We start from the raw sequence: 18544 nt of genomic DNA on the forward strand, positions 1-18544 counted from the left end.
ATCTTTCACCAAGTAATGATGTTCCCTCCCCATCCAAACTATTTGTGGGTACATCGACTAAATAATAATCATTCGCATTGACTGACGTATATTTCTTCAAATATCATCCGCTCCGTTTATGGTGCCCCTGCACCGTTCACTGATTTGGAATGAGGTTTTAGCCGATGAAAATTAACGGCTTAATGAAGAAAAAAGCGCTGTCAGCCTGGATTGCTGCCGCCGTGCTCGCCCCGCTGGGAAGTTCTGCTTGGTCTGCTGAAAGCGAAACTGCTGAAACCATGGAAGAAGTCAGTGTCTACGGAGAGCAGGAAGAGACCAGTACTGCCTCTCGCCTAAGCCTATCTGTTTACGATACTCCGCAAACGGTAACAACTGTATCCCAAGCTCAAATCCAGGACTTTGCCCTACAGGATATTAATGAGCTGCTGAAATATACCCCAGGGGTAACCGTAGAGAACGTAGAGACGGATCGTACTTATTACACCGCTCGCGGCTTTGATATTGTGAACTTCCAATACGATGGAATCGGTGTTCCCTTTTCCTCTGGTTTATCCCATGGGCATCAAGACACCGCGATATTCGACCAGGTTGAAGTGGTGAAGGGCGCAGCAGCTCTGACCACAGGTCTGGCTAACCCCTCAGCGACGGTTAACTTTATCCGCAAGCGTCCGACAGAAGAGTTCAAGGCGGGTGTAGATCTGGTTGTCGGTGAAGAGGGACGTTTGCGCACCCAGGGAGATATCTCAGGTTCTATCAGCGATAACGTCCGAGGACGGTTGGTGGTTGCAGAGGATCAGGCTGACTCTTATCTTGACCGCTACGAAACTGACGGCAGTGTCTACTACGGTATTGTGGAAGCAGATTTGACTGACTCCACCACCCTGACCTTAGGCCGCAGCCAAAATCGCAGTGAAACCGATGGCAGCATGTCCGGTGCCCTGCCACTTTACTACACCGATGGCAGCGCTACCGATTACGATGTTTCCACAAGTACGGCACCAGACTGGGCTTTCCGCAATGTAGACAGAACCCAGACTTTTGTTGAACTGAAGCAGGGTCTTTCCGCAAACTGGTCCGTCACTGCATTACTGACCCAGAATGAAATCGATATGGATGTCGAGGAGATGTATGTCTACGGCACTCCAGACAGAGAGACCGAACTGGGTTTATATGGATATGCGTTTGGCTACAAGTTGGATGAAAAGCAAAAGATTGCGGATGTATTCCTGTCAGGAACCTACAATTTGTTCGGCCGCGATCACGAATTGGTGGTGGGTGCCAACTATGCAGATATCGAACTAAGCGGCCAATCTTTCTACAGCTACTCCGACGGTTATCCGGTTCTTGGCAGTGACTGGGCTAATGGCACAACGGCGCGGCCTGACTTTGTTGATTTTGATCCTTATGAAGATGGCCACAAAGACGATCAAGAACACAAGTCCCTGTACTTTGCCACTCGTTTGAATATTACCGACAGCCTGTCTTTATTGGCCGGCGCACGCAAAATGGAAGTGGAACAATCCGGCTACAATTATGGTGTTGATGCTGACACTTCGGCGGATGAAACTGTTCCCTATGTAGGGGCCACTTTTGATTTGAACGATAGTTTCTCATTCTACGGTAGCTATACTGAAGTCTTTACCCCGCAGTCTTGGGTTAACCCTGAATTTAAACCACTGGGCGCCGCAGAGGGAGATAGTTCCGAGGTGGGGTTTAAGTACTCCCTTGCGGGTGGACAAGCAACGGCTAGTGTTGGGCTATTTGAATCCAACCTGAATAATCTCGGTGAATACCTAGATAAGGTTGATGGAAAGAATGTTTACGAGAGTGGTGATTTCACTACAAAGGGCGTTGAGCTGGAGCTAATCGGTTCAATTACCGAGAATTTCAATGTTAGTTTTGGCCTTACCCACTTAAGTGAAGTAGTCAATAAAGACGGTGAGGAAGATCGCACTTATATTCCGCGCAACACCCTGAAGGTGGCCGTGGCCTACGATTTACCTCAAGTTCAAGGCTTGAAGTTCGGAGGCGGTATCAATTGGCAGGATGATATTTACATTGAGCCTGTCGAGGGTGTTCGTGTAGAGCAGGATAGCTATGCGTTGCTCAGCGCCTTTGCCAAGTATGATATTTCTGATGCTTTAACGGTTGGCCTCAATATTGATAACCTGACCAACGAGAAATATATCAACAGCCTCTATTGGACCCAGGGCTATTACGGCGCTCCGCGTCAGGCACAATTGAGTGTGAGCTGGCGCTACTAAGGCGCCTAGTTAACTCCGTTGCAGTTTAACCCGGTACTTGTGCCGGGTTTTCTGTTTTTTAGTTTTAGGTAAATGTTATGCGTCAAACCCTGGTTCTTTTACATCGTTACCTGGGGCTTACTACTGCGGTCTTCCTGATAGTCACCGGGCTAACCGGCGCTATTATCTCCTGGGATCACGAACTGGATGAGTGGCTCAATCCCCACTTATATAAAACTACTTCCAGCGGCGAACCCTTAGCCTCTATCGAGTTGGCAGAACGGCTTGAAGAGTCCTTGCCGCAAGTCCAAATATCCTATTTTGAATTAGTACAGGAGCCTGGGCATACCCAGTATTTCTGGGTAGAGCCTCGAATTGACCCCGCTACCGGTCAATTCTTTGCGGTGGATTACAACCAGGTATTTGTCGATCCGACCAGTGGGGAAATTGTTGGTAAGCGCGAATGGGGACGTGTCTGGCCGATAACAACTGAAACACTGATGTCGTTTTTGTACAAGCTGCATTACAGTTTTCATATTCCTGAATTTTGGGGCACTGACCACTGGGGGATTTGGCTGCTGGGCGTTATTGCACTGGTATGGACAGTCGATTGCTTTGTGGGGCTAGCGGTGACTTTACCTCGCCGCAAGAAATCCACTCGAAAGCCATCTCGGACTTGGTGGCAGCGCTGGAAGCCCGCATGGATGATTAAGGCCGGCGCTGGGCGTGCCAGGCTCACATTTGATTTACATCGTGCGTTCAGCCTGTGGACTTGGGCGCTGCTGCTGACAATTGCATTTACGGCCTTCTCGCTGAATCTCTATCGAGAAGTGTTTTTTCCTCTGATGTCGCTGGTATCAGATGTGACTCCGTCGCCCTTGGAAGAGCGCACACCTAACGATCACAGCAATCCAATTACCCCCTCGTTGTCTTTTCGGGATATAGCCGCGATTGGAGAAAACCAAGCTGCGCAGATTGGCTGGCAGCAACCGTTGAATTCCCTGTGGTATGCCCGGGAGTGGGGGATATATCGGGCTGAATTTTTTGATGCCAGCGCAGGGCATGGTGCCGGGGGGGTTGGTCACAAGGCTCTATTTTTTGATGGCCACAGTGGCGAATATCTCGGAGACTTTATCCCCTGGGAAGGGACGGCAGCAGACTTATTTGTACAGGCGCAATTCCCAGTGCATTCCGGTAGGATCCTCGGTCTCCCAGGTCGCATACTGATTTCAATTATGGGGGTGGTGATTGCGATGTTGAGTGTGACTGGAGTTTTAATCTGGTTACGTAAACGTCGTGTGGCAGTCAGTAGTCGGGTGGATAGCAGGTCTCCCTTGCCGAGTACTGCTGTATAACTCTATTGGTTAGACCAGTGGTAATTGGAGCAATTTAATGGCGCTCTAGTTACCGCTTGGGATAGCCTTGGGGATGACTTGTTCGCACCATACCCTTAGTGGATTGCAATTTGCTGATGACATTAGCCATGCGATCCCTGATTACCCTATTTCTTGTATTCTTCTGTTCTGTTTCGGAGTCTCAGGTTCGATCGGACCACCTGCCTCCCGGAGCTGAACCTATCGAAGTGAATAACCAGACGGTTTTTTATAAAAATGGTTATTTCTACCGCAAAGGCTCCGACGCCTATACCCGGATTGAGCCGCCTCTGGGAGCTCGGGTCTCCCGAGTACCTTTTGGAACCCCCATTAACTTGGGTAACAAGCATTATATGCTTGCGGGTAATGGTACCTTTTTCTTATTAGACCCCAGGGACAATCAATATGTGGTGGTCACGCCCCCTCCCAATTGGCAGCATGTTAATCGCAATCCCCTAGCTCCGAAAAAGAAAATATATCCCCGAGCGTATCCGCCCCGCCATTTGCGGCACCGCTCAGAGGGTAAACGAGTCGATCGTAAGGATTGGGATATTTACTGTGAAGCCCGGGCGGCAAATTTGCTGCGCCGTACGGGTGAGCCTGGTAAAACAACCAGGCGGGCTATGCGTGAATATCGCAAGATATACAGAAAATGTTTGCGTCAAAGTCGGCGCTTCAGGTAAATGCATGGGGCAGGGAAGTCCCTGGGCTACACTGAACAATATGGCCCAGTAGGCGCCTATTTTATTAGTGCCGTATTTTTTCACGGATAGAAGTATTTTATGCCGGGTGCCAGCCTTTTCATCCCTCGTTGTAGTGCCGGCAAAGAATTTTCTTTTCTTCACCTCGCCCTTTCATTTCTCCTTTTCTTTAGCGTCGCCTGTCTATCTGTTTCCAGTGTCGCGCAGCTTCCCGGTAGTAAACCCAAGGAGTTTAAGCCAGAAGTTCCGGATTTTGCTGACCCCTCTGCCGATTGGTGGACTGGGTGGACCAGTGCCTCTCCCGAAGAGCGACGAGAATGGCTTAGCTTGGTCACAAAGAGCTGGGAGGAGTGGGAAAAGGATTTGCCGGAGGATGAGGCCTTACAGGAAGGTGCAGAAAAGATTAGCCAAAGTTTACAAGGGATCGCAATTACCTGGAAAAAACGAGAGGAGTACCTGAAAGTCCCTTTAATGCCGGATGTGGATTTTCCAGAGAACCCAACGGTATTGAACTGGGCCAAGGCCGATTCTGCCATCAGCCGTGGCCGACGTAGGTTGAAAGGCGTAGAACTGGAGGCTCGCCAACTTAAATCAACCCAGTCCCAGTCTCTATCTTTACTGCGTAAACAAGTGATTGTACTGCGCGATTCCAGTGGACGAGAGGAGGATGAGGCGGCGCAGGCTCTACTTTTAGCTCAAATAAATCACCTAAATATTATTGAGCAGCTGAGTACCGTTAATACTTTCCTGGGAACCTGGCGGGAAAAGATTAACAGCGCAGAAATTAAATTGCGGAGACTTCTGGATACCCTCGTCTACTCCAGTAAAGATGCAGAGGAAATAGATAAGGATATTGCCGCGAACGAAAAGAAAATCGAACGTATTTCTGCGACCCGCACCAGTATTCAAAGCACTACAGAACCCTCCACTGACCCCACCATCAATATGCAGAAAGACCTCACCCTGATGCAGCTTGAAGTGGACTTGTTGGAGGAGCAGTTGGAAAAACGCAAAAGTGAGTTGCTGCAATCCATCAATGAGGTCCTGAATGAAGAGGGCGAAGAGCGCCCGCTGATTATCAGTCGGGATTTATTGGAAAACGCCAACTCTGTGATTGAAAGTGCGTCGCGGGAGCTGGCGGTACGCCAGCGTCAAGTGGTGGCCTGGCGCGAAGATGAAGAGAACGAAGACCTGAGTCGCTGGTGGTCTTACTTTGAGCGTATTGGCAGTGGCCTGGCCCGCGCCAATGACCTCGAGCAGGATATTCAGCGCTATGAAAAGGCCCAGCTGGAGGTTTACAAGGAGCGCCAGGGTTGGTGGGCAACAGTGCGCGAACGGGTCGCACTGGGCGCAAGACAAGCTTATAACCGCTGGCGTAAGTTGGCGGACTATCAGCTATTTACTGTTGCCCAGAACCCGATAACCCTGCGGTTGATCGCCAAGATGATTGTGGTCTTGGTGGGGGCCTGGCTATTGTCTGGACTCACCCAGGCCTTCCTGCGCCGGCTTGTGCGCAGGGAGCATGCCAGTGAATCCTCCATGTACAATCTTGGGCGGGTGTTGCACTACATCTTTATTTCTGCGGCCCTGATTGTGGTGCTCAGCATGTTAGGCCTGGATACCTCCAAGTTGGCCCTGGTCGCTGGAGCCCTGTCGGTAGGTATTGGCTTTGGGCTCCAGGCAATCTTCTCGAATTTTATCTCCGGTTTGATTTTGCTGTTTGAGCGCCCTCTCAAAGTGGGTGATCTGGTGGAGCTGGAGTCGGGCGTTTTTGGCCGCATCCGCGATATCAGCGTGCGCTCAACCCGTATTACCACGCGGGACAATGTGGATATCTTGGTGCCCAACACTGAGTTTGTTGCGGGCCGGGTTATTAACCACACACTGGATGATCCTGTGCGCCGTATTCATGTACCCTTTGGTGTGTCTTATGCCTCGGACCCAGATTTGGTGCGGGAAGCTGCCCTGGAAGCTGCCGCTCGAGTCAATATCACCCATACCGACTGGAAGCGAAAAACCGAGGTGTGGCTGATGGGGTTCGGAGATAATGCCCTCGACTTCAAGTTGGTGGTGTGGGTCAACAGCAATATGGTGACTTCCCTGGGAGACTCCTATGCCCTGTACAACTTGGAGTTGTTGCGGGAATTTCGCGATAAGGGTATTGAGGTACCTTTCCCTCAGAGAGATCTGCATCTGCGCAGTTGGGATGTTCCGGCGATCATTGGCCGTACCGCCAGGAAGTAAGTGAGGTCCGGCTGGCATGACACCTCCGGGATTTCATAGTATTTTCAGCCCACTGGCCTTTGTGTCGGTGCAAGTTCATTTACCGGTGTTACTGCGTTTTCTCACAGGGCGCTGATGAAATCACAATAAGGGAAGCCCGTGCTGATCATCCCCATCCAAAACAAACCCGACTGGCGCCGGCCGCCATTAATGTGTTTTGCGTTGATTGCCCTTAACTTGCTGATGTTTGTTTTCTATCAAGGGGGGATGAAGCTCGCTGGCAGGAAGCTGAAGATTACTATTTTGAGAGTGACTTACCGGACCTCGAAGAGCAACGTTTTCTTGTGTATGTCAATGAAATGCACCCAGAGTGGAGAGCGCAGATGGGTGTGGAAGGGGAGGAGTTTTTTTACCGGGAATCCCTCGGTAACCCTGAATTCCACCACTGGCTGTTGCCGAAGCTCGAAGCAGAGGGTGAGACCGAGTGGTTACGTCAGAGGCAGGAGTTTGCCCAACTGCGGGATAGGGTCAGTAGCAACGCACTGGGGCTGATACCGGCAGACCCGAGTATTGCTGGGGCCTTTGGCCATATGTTTCTACACGGAAGCTGGGATCACCTTATCGGCAATATGGTGTTTCTGCTGTTGTTTGGCTTGTCTGTTGAACTAGCCCTGGGTGGGGCGTGGTTTATAGGGCTCTACCTGGTGGGAGGATTGGCGGCAGCAGGTCTGCATGTGCTGGTAGAATCCGGCAGCCATGTACCGATGGTGGGTGCCTCCGGTGCAGTCTCGGCAATTATGGGCATGTTCGTCGCGGTTTACGGTGTGCGCCGGTTGCGTTTCTTTTACACCATTGGTTTTATGTTTGGCGAATTCAGTGCACCGGCGCTGCTGGTGTTACCGCTGTGGTTGGGTAAAGAGATTTTCGGTTATTTGTATGGAGATGCCAGCATTGCCTACTGGGCCCATACTGGTGGTTTACTTGCGGGTTTTGCCCTGACTTTGGCGGTGCTGTACTGGCGCCCGATGGTGGAACCTATGCCGGAGGAAGAGGAGGCCCCGTCCCCCCAAAGGGTAGCCTTGGCGCGGATTGATCGTTTTTTGGAAGAGGGAAAAATCCTGGAAGCCACTGAAGCGGCAGCCTCAGCGGTGCGGCAATATCCACAGGCGTTAACACTGATTGAGCGCTATATAGAACTGACCTCAGCGGCGCCAGAGAGTGAAGGGTACCACCGGGCCAATCTCGCTTTATTTGCCCAGGCAGGAAATCTGGAGATCGATGGCCATACCCTGGCAAGTGGCTATCGCCGCTACTTGGCTGCAACAAAAAGTCCAAAGGCGCTCACCGGAAAGGCAAACTTATTGATGGCACGGCGCGCAGCGGAGGAAAAGGACTGGCCATGGCTAGAGGAATTACTGCGCCACTTGAAACAGCAGCGAGTGAACCACCCCTTGATTCCGAAGCTGGGAATGGTTCTGGTCAATTACTATCGTCGACTGGGTGAGGAAGGCCGTGCGCGCGAAGTGAAAGAGATGACGCAAGATATGGCTGCCTCAGGTTGAAGATCATAATTCGGTATGTGTTATAAATAATTAAGTAATGTATTGGGGGCAGAGTGAGTCGCTATATTTTGACCGGGTCTGAAATTACAGAGATGGAGGGGGAGCGCAAGGTACATTTCCTCAATGCCAATGCGGTGCGTAAAAACAAATCCCTGGGTGATCTTACCGGCATATCCGGCTTTGGTTTCCATATGATCGAAATCGAGCCAGGCTATGATTCCACAGAATTCCATTGTCACTATTTTGAAGACGAATGTGTTTATATCCTGGAGGGTAGGGCCGAGGTGCGTATTGGTGACGATCACCACCAGGTTTCTGCAGGGGATTTTATTGGCTACCCCGCTGGCGGCCCGGCTCATGTGATGCGCAATGTGGGGGAAGTGACCTTGCGCTGCATAGTTGTAGGCCAGCGACTGCAACATGATGTTGCCGACTACCCAGATAAAAATCAGCGGATCTACCGAAATAGTGGTTTACCTTGGGAGTTGGTGAATCGAGATGATATTGACCACCCTAAGTAGTTTTCGCCGGTAGAAAAAGAATGGATTTTTAGCATATGCCTGAAAAGATTCGGGTCTTTTATAATTCCGCCTGTCCAGTTTGTAACGCAGGAATTTCAGCACAACAGAAAAAGTCCGTCTCCAGCCAAATAGATTGGGAGGATGTTCATATTGATGAAGATAAAGCGAAGGAACTGAATACAGATTTAGAGTTCGTCCGTGAGCGGTTGCATGTATTGGATGCGGATGGAAATCTGAAAGTAGGCTACGAAGCTTTTATTACAATTTGGGAGAACTCTCCCAAGGAGCAATGGAAGGCTAGGGTGTCGAAACTAGCCGGCCTTAGGTGGTTTTTGAATAAAGGTTACAACGTTTTTGCGCGAGGTTTGTATCTATGGAATCGGGCGCTAAAGCATTGGTAGCGAATGTCGGGCTAGGTTTAGGGTAGCCACCATAGATGGCTACCCATATTTTGCTATTTAGTGAATTTCGGCAGTGCTTTTAAGTACTTTCCACAGGGTATCGATTTCAGAACGCAAAGCACTCTCTGGAAATTTCTGTCGGACAAAGTGCAGTAGTTTTTTTGCCAAGTCCTCTCTACCCAATCCATCCATATACACTTGTGCCAATAACAGATAGGCAGCATCGAGTTGTGGATAGGCCTCTTTATGTAAATTATTGAGCAGCTGTGCTGCCAATTGGTACTTATGCTGTTGGTATAGCACCTTGGCTAGTGCATGGCGTATCTCGGGCTTAGCCACAGGCGGGCTGGGCTCTGTGGCCATATACAGTTCAGCTGCCTTATGTGGGCGATTTATCTGTACAAATTTTTCTAATAGATGTGGCCCCAGCTCCTGAAGGGCTTTTTTATCATCGGTAGCAAGTAAAAGGCGGTAGTAGCGCTCATTAAGAGTTTCGTCGTTAGGGAAGCGGCGCAACCCTTCAACCAAAGCCTGGCGAGCGCCCTTGAAGTCCCCTTCGCGTAAAAATATTTGCGCTTCAGCCCGAGCGCGCTTACACAGGAATTCATTTTCCTCTAAGTAATTTTCATCATCTTCTTGTATTGAAGCTATTCCCAGTTTTTGCTGTCGAGTTAAGCAGATATATCCCATTACAGCACTTGAGACGATGGAAAAGTAAGAGACAATGGCTGCCGTGGTCGGGAAAATTGCCCAAGCCGGCAGTTTATCGCTGACCACGGCCATTAGTAAATTGGGTGCGAAAGAAATGATATTGGTAATAATTAACAGCAACCAATAGGGCCAGCCAATGATTAGGGTAAATTCCAATAATTTGAGAGGGTTGATTGCGGACCTCAAACTATGGGTAAGCGCCAAGGCAATCATTGCAGCCGGCGCTAAAAATGACAGGGCGGCTGCATAAATCATTATGACATTGAGGCTTCCAGTAAATTGTACAAGCTTGTAGCCAACGAAACCGGCGATCAATGTCATTCCAATGACTTTCAGAAATAACATTGCACCATTGCCATCAAGTGCATCTGCCAGTGGAGGGGCTTCCAGTTGGCCTCCTGCGAGTCTTTCGATGACCAAGAGATTGTAGCGGGATACAACAGCTACAATGGCTACCAAAGCGACAAGAGCCAGAAGACCCATTGACGTTATTGCCATACTGCCCGCTGCTGCAACAGCCATGATTGTTAGAGGGCCAGGCTTAAAAGCATAGAGAAAGTAAAATAACCCCATTTGCCAAAAAGGCTTGGCGTTGTTACTGGCTCCAATATATTCCAGGCTATCGCGGCAGAGCGGGCATTCGGGACACTGCCCATGGTAATTGGTACTCGAACCCGGAATACACTCGCCACAGAACTGACGGTTGCAGGGCTGGCACTGCCAGGATGCAGTCTTGCTAGTGTGATAGTGGCAGGAATCAGCCATTTATTCTTCCCTAACGAATTTCTCTACTTAATAGTTATTTTGTCTTGGTTCACAGTTTATCTGTCGACTCGGTGGCGGTGCAATCATCAAGTATTTTTAATGTCCTGTTAGAATGCAGGAGAAATACCGATAAAATTGGTACACAAGTTTCAAAATAGGTGTTGTATGACAAAGGCTATGCATATTCATTTGGTTGAGGGCTTTGCGCCGGAACCCTGGGGAGAATCAGCTCTGCTGAGCTTTGATGGTAGCGCTGCCAATATTCATATTAGCGCTGCGAAAGGCGCTGTGTTGGTTGCAGCGCAGCGAGCTGCCCGAAAGCTCGATGGTATGGGGGTCAACGATGTTGTCCTCAAAGGAGAAAGCTGGAGCATTGAAAGCCGCTGGGCATTTTGGGCAGGTTTTTTTAACCCGCGTAAATCCAACAAAATTGACTGGGGGACTGATGACAGCGCCGAGTTAAAAGAACTCGCCGCCCGTGAAAATGCCAGTCGCTGGGTTCGTGAAATTACTAATGGTACTCCTGATGATGTGTCTCCGCGTGTATTGGCGGAGAGCGCTGCAGAAATGCTGCAAAAGCTGGCTCCCAGTGCGGTAACTTACCGTATAGTTGCCGGGGATGACCTGCTGCGTGAAGGGTTTGTCGGTATCCATAACGTTGGGCGTGGTAGTGTACGTGAGCCCGTGATGTTACAAGTGGACTTCAACCCGACGGGTGATGACCAGGCGCCGGTTGATATGTGTTTGGTGGGTAAAGGAATTACTTTTGACTCCGGCGGCTACAGCATTAAGCCGTCCAACAACATGGCCACAATGAAATCCGATATGGGGGGCGCGGCCATGGTAACTGGAGGCTTGGCTCTCGCAATAGCCAGAGGTCTCAACAAGCGGGTTAAACTCTATCTCTGCTGCGCAGAAAATCTGATCTCCGGTCATGCCTTTAAATTGGGCGATATTATTAAATATAAAAACGGAGTGAGTGTAGAAATACTGAATACCGATGCTGAAGGGCGCCTGGTGCTGGCCGACGGTTTAATTGCAGCTTCGGAAGAAGAGCCTCGCTGGTTATTGGATGCCGCTACTCTGACAGGTGCAGCAAAGATGGCTGTAGGTCGGGATTTCAACTCTGTCTTTAGTTTTGAAGATGAAGCAGCTCAAAAGGTATTGTCTGCAGCTTCTGAGGAAAATGAAAAGGCGTGGAGACTTCCTTTAGAGCGTTTCCACCTTGAGCAAACCCCGTCCAATTTTGCCGATATCGCCAATGTTGGTATTGAGGGAAGTCCTGGTGCATCTACGGCAGCCTCCTTCCTGGCTCGCTTTGTACGGGATGAAGGTCGCAATTGGGTGCATATGGACCTTTCAGGCTCTTACCAGCCCAGTGGCAATGATCAGTGGGCGCCAGGTGCTAAAGGGCACGGCCTGCGTACAATTGCACGCTTCCTTTTGGATAATTAGCAACCGGCAATTTATGCCAAATTCCCTTCGAAACGCGCCTAATAGTCGGCGCGTTTCTTTTACCTCTCCCTTAATACCTATAAGTCATTAAAAAAATTGTACTCCAGCTGATATTCGGGATATTAGTAGAGTTCTGCTAATTGAGGTATTTCGGTTCTGGTTCGTTAGCAGATACTTGGGCCTGGAAGCTTTTGCCAGGTGAATAAGATAATCAGTGATTCGGTGAGCGGTAATGAGCACTGCAACCTCTACAAATAATTCGGATTATAATCCAAACCATTGTGCCAATTGTCATGCAGAGCTATTGGGGCCCCATTGCTATGCCTGTGGTCAGCCGGTTAAAGGCATGGTTCGTCATTTCTCCTCAGTAATTGGAGACTTTTTTGATACCCTGCTTGCTTTTGATTCTCGCACATGGAAAACAATACCCTCTCTGTTTTTTAGACCTGGATTTTTAACCGCTGAGTATTTCTCTGGTCGACGGGTCCGTTATGTCAGCCCTGTACGCTTGTTTATCTTTCTATGTATCACCAGCTTCTTTGTAACCCAGATAAATAGTGATTGGGCTATTAATTTTGGAAATGTAGACGTTGAGTCAGTCGATGTTGAAAAAGCGAGCCAAGGTTATAACGACGCCATCGAAGATATTCGAAAAGGCAAAGAAAAGCACGTAAACAATAGTTATGCTGTCGCTGTTTTGGAAGATGTTGAGAAAAATCTGATTAGCGAACAAGAGAAGCTTACCGGTGGTTTGCATAAACTCAATGAAGATTTAAGTGAGATTGATGGAGGCCAGAATGGATCGGAAAACCTTTCTAAAGAGGAACTGGCCTCAGGATTAAATGAGACTATTAGTGAGTTAGATAGAGAGTTTCTTCAAGTTGATTGGCTTCCCAAACCATTAGAAGATTGGGTTAACCGTAAAGTAGAGAGCGCCCATAAAAATGTAGAAAGGGTGACCGATGATCCAAATCGTTTCAAAAAAGCTTTCTTGGGAGCTCTTCCGTCAACTCTTATAGTCATACTGCCAATATTTGCCATGATGCTGTGGGTGCTTTACGTCTTTAAACGCAGACTTTATATGGAGCACCTGATTGTAGCGTTACACAGCCAGGCTTTTATCTGCCTGAGTATTCTGATTGGCAACCTTTTTTATAGTATAAGTAGTCAACTGGAAGGGTACGCATTTATATCCTCATCTCTTAATAGCCTGATGGCACTATTAGTTCTTTGGGTTCCTGTATATCTTTTTTGGATGCAAAAGCGTGTATATCAGCAGGGTTGGTTCATGACATTGTTTAAGTATTCTTTTTTGGGGTTGGCCTATCTAGTTTTATTATCTGTTGGTGCGGCTCTTACTGTATTTTGGAGTTTGGCAGAGTTATAAGGATATATCCTAATAGGATTCCAACCATTAAACGTATAAGCGTTAAATGGTTGGTGTTGGTGAAACTGTGCTGTTTAGATGTTAAGTTATTCAAACTAGAGAGTTTACTCGCAGCACTGTCTATATTCAGAATATTGTATTGCAAATTTTTATATCCGTAATTCTGTTCAGAAAATTGGACTTTCGATTACTGGTGGTAAGTAGTTAAAGGGAATGTCGAAGGAAGTAGATCTTGAGTAGTACGACATCAATAGCAAGTGTTTGTAATGAAGATAATAAGTGCGCAAACTGCTGTACACAGTTGTTAGGTCCCCATTGTTATGCTTGTGGTCAGCCCGTTAAAGGTATGGTGCGGCATTTTTCATCTGTAATCGGTGATTTCTTAGATACCTTGTTGGCGTTTGACTCCAGAACATGGAAAACCATACCTGCGCTATTATTCCGACCAGGGTTTTTAACAACAGAGTATTTTTCTGGTCGTCGTGTTCGATATGTAAGCCCTGTACGGCTATTTATTTTTCTCTGTATCACCAGTCTTTTTGTAACTCGTTTGAGTGGAGACTGGACAATCAATTTTATGGATGCTGATGCTTCAAATGAAGGACCTCAGTTAGAAGCGTCGGGTGTCGACCTCCTTTTGCAGGCGGATCGGCCAGTACATACTGAAATTCCTGAACAAAAAGGCCTGCTAGGAGAAATTAAGAAGGCTGAAATAAGTCTTATCGAAGCTAAAGAGGAGATTGAAGAGGGTATTAAAAGAGGTATTAAAAATGAGATTGTTAAAGGCAGTGATAAGGGGCGAATAATTTCTCAAGACGACTCGGAGCCGGTTTGGCAGTCATCAGCCAATGATCCAGATAATAAATTGATAAGAATGGATATCAAAGGCCTACCAAAGCCCATGCAAGACTGGATGGATGCCAAGATTGAAAATGCCAACCAGAATATTAAGCAAGTTACTGAAAATCCAAATCGGTTCAAGAAAGCATTTCTTAAGACGCTTCCTTATGCACTGTTAATCATGTTGCCAATGTTTGCCATGATGTTATGGGTGCTCTATATCTTTAAGCGTCGACTATATATGGAGCACTTAATTGTAGCTTTACATAGTCATGCTTTTATATTTCTAAGTATCCTGATTGGAAATATCTTATACGTGCTAAGTGTTAACATGGCTGGGTATACTCCTATAACATTAGCTTTAGAGGCCCTGATAACCTTATTGATTTTTTGGGTTCTGGTTTATCTCCTTTGGATGCAAAAGCGTATATATAGGCAAGGCTGGTTTGTAACCTTTTGTAAATATTCAGTATTGGGGATGGCTTACTTGTATCTATTATCAATTGGAGCGGTTTTTGCCATCGTTTGGAGCTTGGCTGGATTGTAATAACGGTTTTAGCGATATAAATTGATGGACATTTAAAGTTTACAGTTATATATAATCGGAAGATATAGTGGGTATTAAAAGTCGAAAGGAAGCCTCGGTAGAGAGGCAAGATTATTGCTCTAACTGTAATACAATTTTATTGGGGCATTTCTGTTATGGCTGTGGACAGTCAGCAGAAGGTATTGTGAGACGCTTATCAAGTGTGATTAGAGACTTTCTAAATACCCTTGTGGCATTTGATTCACGTTTGTGGAGAACACTGCCGGCTTTACTGTTATCCCCAGGATTTTTGACGATAGAATATTTATCTGGAAGGCGAGCACGATATGTAAGCCCGGTAAAGCTGTTTATCTTTCTTTGCGTAAGTGCCTTTTTTCTGATTCGTATTAGTAGTGATTGGAGTATTGCTCAAGAGCAGTCTATCCGTACTAGTGAGAATGTTGCCGCAAAAATGGTTCAGTCATCCACAGGTGATACAGAAAAACAATTTGACTGGGATCTGCCTGGTGGCAGGAAATTGAAAGTTCGTGGAGCAGAAAATAAGCAAGAAGTATGGTCGATATCTTTTAATCGAGTACTCTCAATTATTGAAGAAAAAGTCTATGCCGTAGAAATTATGCCGCAGTCATGGCGTCATTGGTTTGATATCGAATTCAAAAAGGCGAGAAGTAATATTGAGCGAGTGTCGGAAAACCCTACAATCTTTGCCAAAGCTTTCTTCGGATCTCTTCCTACAATGCTGTTACTTATGCTGCCAATATACTCAGGTATATTGTGGCTACTTTATGCATGTAGAGAAAAATTGTATATGGAACATGTTATTGTATCGCTCCATAGTCATGCCTATGTGAGCCTAACGTTGTTGCTAGGAACTGCTATTTTTCTCTTGCAAGAATTTGTTGAGCCTTTGTTCTGGATGGAAATTTTATGTTATGGGATTTTGCTGCTGCTTTTCCTTTGGATGCCAATAAATTTACTAGTGATGCAAAAGAATATCTATAAAGAGGGGTGGATCTCGACCTGTATTAAATACTCGGCTTTAAATTTTGTTTATCTGCCACTAATTATACTCTGTACGGTAATGGCCGCATTTTATAGTTTGGCTGAATTATAAATTTCTGGTTATTCCAATTTGTGATTCTTGATCCAGCTGCGTAATTTTGTTATTTATAATTGTATGATAGATGGATTTCTATTCTAATTGTTATTAGAAATACGCGGTTTGAAGGTGTTTGTTTTTTGTTTTCATTCAATAGAAAGCAAAATTAATGCCCGCCAGAATTTTACTGTCTCCATAGATATTCATTAAGCACAGTTTACAATCGCTCTGCCCATAAATTCAGTCTAAGTTACATGAATCTGGATGGGTAAATTTATAGGTGTATTCACTTAAATGGAGGGCGTTATGTTTAAATCTATATTGCGTGTAGTTATCTTAGGGATTTTAGCTTCTAGCAGTTATGCAGATCCAATTCAAGATTTAAGTATGCAAAACTATGAAGCGGGTTGGTTTCCAAATTATTGGCAGGGGCAGGGTCCACTGACATGTCGTCGGACTTGTGCAATTTGGGTTGGAGGGGTGCCTGAGTCAGAGGTTGCTACTGACCTGATAGATGATTTTGAATCTACCAGTGTTTGTAAGGTAACTCGCGACCCTGAAATAATCGAGAAACCTGTCAATGACCCATCATCTCACTGGCTCTATGGCAATCAGTTTGACGATAAGTCGGTTTGCTATGTCGGAACTCCTTATGGTGTCAAAGAAGATGATCACTATATGTGTCTGTGTGTATGTAATAAACCTGACCTGATAGTGAGCCAAATCTATGATCCGATCTGGAATCCTGGAACCGGGCAATCCATCATCGTAGTCGATATCACTAATATAGGTGCTCTGGCAGCGCCAATCAGCCAGGCTCGCCTTTTAGATATTGATACACTAGCCAACGATGTACAGGCGACGCCTGCAATTCCTGCTGGTGGCACTGTAAGTATTGTATTTACTTTGGGTTACTGGGTTTTTGACCCGGATGCGGTTTTAGAGGTAACTGCTGACTTTACCAATCTCGTCGATGAGTGTAACGAAAATAACAATACACTGACTTATGCCGAGCAAGGGTAGTAGTAGATAGGGGGAGAGCTCCCGGAACTAAGCCGTAGGGAGCTTTGAGATACTAAATAAGATTAGCTCGAAAGAAACACATTAATAACCTGGCAGCTTTCTTTATCCACCGCAGCATTAGGCTGTTCATTACCGACTGTTTGCTCCCCTGATATTTTAGGTAGCACGAGATACATTCGTGGATAGTCTCGGACTATATAATCTTTTTTATCTGCACTCAGCCAAGGGTATTCAGCGGCAATGGCTGTTACTCCACGGAGTAAAGCGATACCATCTGTGCAACTATTAGGAGTAGTAGCTGTGGTGAGCATGGCAAAAGCTAATGAAGAGAAGTTCATAATCTCTGCTATCCCAATGGGTCTTCAGACTGACGTTATGTTTATTCTGGGGACAGTATAGCTGAGCTCGATTATGAGCAACAGGCAGTTCTATTAAAGCGGCCAGCCGAAGCTGGCCATCTTCTTTACTATGCGTGCTTTACAGAGGTTTCTTCGACTTTCACCCAGAGGCGTGTCTCTGTCGGACTAATTAATTTGGACAAAAGATTCGGGGCCACAGAGGTTAGCCCAATAAAACCAACTATCGCACGGAGAATAAATGAGTCAAGCCAGTAGATAAGGCCAATTAACAGTATTGCTATCACAAGTGACGGTAGAGTGGCTTGCAAACGAGACCGCTGAATATGCTGATAATCCATTGTCTCAGGTAGTTGTTTCTCGATACGCTCTAATGCGTGCGCTTTTACTGTTTGATTTAAGAACTCAACAGAATGGGTCTTATCCCCGTGCTTGATAGTTATTACATCTGAATTGTGGTCACTGCTAAGTGAATTTATTTCATTGAGAGGGATTCGTGCTGCGGTATTAGGTTTACATAAATGATATATTTCTTCAGGGGATTTCCCCGCTTGATAGGCGGATTGAGCAGTTAAAGCCTGTTTTTTCGGGATATCAAAATAGACGAGTTCATCTCCTTCTAAGGCGACGAGGTAGTTATCATCAATATCAAGCCAGGACGTCTCAGTATAAAAGCCCTCGGGTAGTGCTTTTTTTGATTCCCTTACAAACAAGAAGCTTAAAATCCAATATAAGACGAGGCAGATACCTATAGTGATAGGTGCTGCTTGAATCAGGTTTCCTACAGGTGTGTTACTTTCGATATCTCTTTGAGCATTCTGCGCCAATACATGACCGTAGATGTCGCCCTCTGGAAACCATACTTCGATAGGTTGACCTTGTTCATATTGACTATAAATTCCTTTTGAAACCTCTGCGGAGGATTCAAAGTCCTCATCTTCATAGTTAAACTGATAGTCAATATAGTAATTTGTACGATAGCGCTTTTTATCTTTGCGGCCCCTGTACTCTTCTTCCTCCTCTCTTAACGCTACTACTTCAGCATCTAGAGCTTGATGATTTTCGACCCAACTTAATGATTCATTGTTGGCACGAGAGTAATAGTTTGACAGAAAGTAAGTCAGAATAAGGAAAACTAAAATACATACTGTACGCACCATCGATTTTCTTTTTTGTCCGGGGGACTTCTGTAACGCCATTTAATACATCCTTACTGTATTTCTTGTGCTTTTAGGTATTGGTACTTTTGGAGTAATAAGTTGTTTTTTATAGATTGGGAAATTGGTGTGGGTGCAAAATGCAACTGCAGTTTGTTTGGTAAATAAAACTGAAGGTTA

General features: G+C 46.4%; 15 protein-coding genes. 12 read left to right on the forward strand and 3 right to left on the reverse strand.

Annotated elements, in window-relative coordinates; all coding sequences use genetic code 11:
- Nucleotides 1–164: 164 nt before the first annotated feature.
- The 7 genes from QT397_05335 to QT397_05365 all read left to right on the forward strand — a co-directional run bounded on the left by QT397_05335 (nt 165) and on the right by QT397_05365 (nt 9024).
- Entirely contained in the window at nt 165–2264 is a 2100-nt protein-coding gene (locus QT397_05335) for a TonB-dependent siderophore receptor (GenBank protein ID WNZ56783.1), read from the forward strand.
- A 77-nt stretch (nt 2265–2341) separates the two neighbouring features.
- Entirely contained in the window at nt 2342–3598 is a 1257-nt protein-coding gene (locus QT397_05340) for a PepSY-associated TM helix domain-containing protein (protein WNZ56784.1), read from the forward strand.
- 116 nt (nt 3599–3714) lie between these two features.
- Nucleotides 3715–4299 carry a hypothetical protein gene (locus QT397_05345; GenBank protein ID WNZ56785.1) on the forward strand — a complete coding sequence of 195 codons (585 nt, stop codon included), beginning with the start codon at nt 3715–3717 and terminating at the stop codon, nt 4297–4299.
- 99 nt (nt 4300–4398) lie between these two features.
- A complete protein-coding gene (locus QT397_05350) occupies nt 4399–6561 on the forward strand; it encodes a mechanosensitive ion channel (protein ID WNZ56786.1) in 2163 nt (720 codons plus the stop codon).
- A gap of 362 nt (nt 6562–6923) precedes the next feature.
- On the forward strand, nt 6924–8102 hold the full coding sequence (locus QT397_05355; GenBank protein WNZ56787.1) for a rhomboid family intramembrane serine protease: 1179 nt from the start codon (nt 6924–6926) through the stop codon (nt 8100–8102).
- Between the two features lie 53 nt (nt 8103–8155).
- Nucleotides 8156–8623 carry a cupin domain-containing protein gene (locus tag QT397_05360; protein ID WNZ56788.1) on the forward strand — a complete coding sequence of 156 codons (468 nt, stop codon included), beginning with the start codon at nt 8156–8158 and terminating at the stop codon, nt 8621–8623.
- A 35-nt stretch (nt 8624–8658) separates the two neighbouring features.
- The gene (locus QT397_05365) at nt 8659–9024 is read left to right on the forward strand and encodes a DUF393 domain-containing protein (protein WNZ56789.1); all 366 of its coding nucleotides are present in this window, start codon (nt 8659–8661) and stop codon (nt 9022–9024) included.
- A gap of 57 nt (nt 9025–9081) precedes the next feature.
- Here the strand turns inward: QT397_05365 and QT397_05370 are convergent, their stop codons facing one another.
- The gene (locus tag QT397_05370; GenBank protein WNZ56790.1) at nt 9082–10500 is read right to left on the reverse strand and encodes a hypothetical protein; all 1419 of its coding nucleotides are present in this window, start codon (nt 10498–10500) and stop codon (nt 9082–9084) included.
- Nucleotides 10501–10665: 165 nt separating this feature from the next.
- Here QT397_05370 and pepB point away from each other — a divergent pair, with 165 nt between their 5' ends.
- The 5 genes from pepB to QT397_05395 all read left to right on the forward strand — a co-directional run bounded on the left by pepB (nt 10666) and on the right by QT397_05395 (nt 16851).
- The gene (gene pepB / locus QT397_05375) at nt 10666–11955 is read left to right on the forward strand and encodes an aminopeptidase PepB (protein WNZ56791.1); all 1290 of its coding nucleotides are present in this window, start codon (nt 10666–10668) and stop codon (nt 11953–11955) included.
- A 232-nt stretch (nt 11956–12187) separates the two neighbouring features.
- Complete coding sequence (locus QT397_05380) at nt 12188–13342, forward strand: DUF3667 domain-containing protein (protein WNZ56792.1); 1155 nt, start codon at nt 12188–12190, stop codon at nt 13340–13342.
- Nucleotides 13343–13574: 232 nt separating this feature from the next.
- Nucleotides 13575–14729 carry a DUF3667 domain-containing protein gene (locus tag QT397_05385; protein WNZ56793.1) on the forward strand — a complete coding sequence of 385 codons (1155 nt, stop codon included), beginning with the start codon at nt 13575–13577 and terminating at the stop codon, nt 14727–14729.
- 67 nt (nt 14730–14796) lie between these two features.
- Complete coding sequence (locus tag QT397_05390; protein ID WNZ56794.1) at nt 14797–15843, forward strand: DUF3667 domain-containing protein; 1047 nt, start codon at nt 14797–14799, stop codon at nt 15841–15843.
- A 291-nt stretch (nt 15844–16134) separates the two neighbouring features.
- The gene (locus QT397_05395; GenBank protein WNZ56795.1) at nt 16135–16851 is read left to right on the forward strand and encodes a CARDB domain-containing protein; all 717 of its coding nucleotides are present in this window, start codon (nt 16135–16137) and stop codon (nt 16849–16851) included.
- Nucleotides 16852–16913: 62 nt separating this feature from the next.
- Here the strand turns inward: QT397_05395 and QT397_05400 are convergent, their stop codons facing one another.
- Together QT397_05400 and QT397_05405 are read right to left on the reverse strand one after the other, a co-directional pair.
- Entirely contained in the window at nt 16914–17189 is a 276-nt protein-coding gene (locus QT397_05400) for a hypothetical protein (protein WNZ56796.1), read from the reverse strand.
- A gap of 128 nt (nt 17190–17317) precedes the next feature.
- Nucleotides 17318–18406 carry a hypothetical protein gene (locus QT397_05405; GenBank protein ID WNZ56797.1) on the reverse strand — a complete coding sequence of 363 codons (1089 nt, stop codon included), beginning with the start codon at nt 18404–18406 and terminating at the stop codon, nt 17318–17320.
- Between the last annotated feature and the right edge of the window lie 138 nt (nt 18407–18544).

The organism is Microbulbifer sp. MKSA007 (assembly GCA_032615215.1).
Taxonomy (GTDB): Bacteria; Pseudomonadota; Gammaproteobacteria; order Pseudomonadales; family Cellvibrionaceae; genus Microbulbifer.

Excerpts from the sequence above, each read along its gene's own strand:
- QT397_05340 (WNZ56784.1), top strand. The coding sequence starts at position 2,342 with ATGCGTCAAACCCTGGTTCTTTTACATCGTTACCTGGGGCTTACTACT.
- QT397_05395 (WNZ56795.1), top strand. The coding sequence starts at position 16,135 with ATGTTTAAATCTATATTGCGTGTAGTTATCTTAGGGATTTTAGCTTCT.
- QT397_05365 (WNZ56789.1), top strand. The coding sequence starts at position 8,659 with ATGCCTGAAAAGATTCGGGTCTTTTATAATTCCGCCTGTCCAGTTTGT.
- QT397_05350 (WNZ56786.1), top strand. The coding sequence starts at position 4,399 with ATGCCGGGTGCCAGCCTTTTCATCCCTCGTTGTAGTGCCGGCAAAGAA.
- pepB (WNZ56791.1), top strand. The coding sequence starts at position 10,666 with ATGACAAAGGCTATGCATATTCATTTGGTTGAGGGCTTTGCGCCGGAA.
- QT397_05380 (WNZ56792.1), top strand. The coding sequence starts at position 12,188 with ATGAGCACTGCAACCTCTACAAATAATTCGGATTATAATCCAAACCAT.
- QT397_05335 (WNZ56783.1), top strand. The coding sequence starts at position 165 with ATGAAAATTAACGGCTTAATGAAGAAAAAAGCGCTGTCAGCCTGGATT.
- QT397_05400 (WNZ56796.1), bottom strand. The coding sequence starts at position 17,189 with ATGAACTTCTCTTCATTAGCTTTTGCCATGCTCACCACAGCTACTACT.
- QT397_05405 (WNZ56797.1), bottom strand. The coding sequence starts at position 18,406 with ATGGCGTTACAGAAGTCCCCCGGACAAAAAAGAAAATCGATGGTGCGT.
- QT397_05345 (WNZ56785.1), top strand. The coding sequence starts at position 3,715 with ATGACATTAGCCATGCGATCCCTGATTACCCTATTTCTTGTATTCTTC.
- QT397_05370 (WNZ56790.1), bottom strand. The coding sequence starts at position 10,500 with ATGGCTGATTCCTGCCACTATCACACTAGCAAGACTGCATCCTGGCAG.
- QT397_05355 (WNZ56787.1), top strand. The coding sequence starts at position 6,924 with ATGGGTGTGGAAGGGGAGGAGTTTTTTTACCGGGAATCCCTCGGTAAC.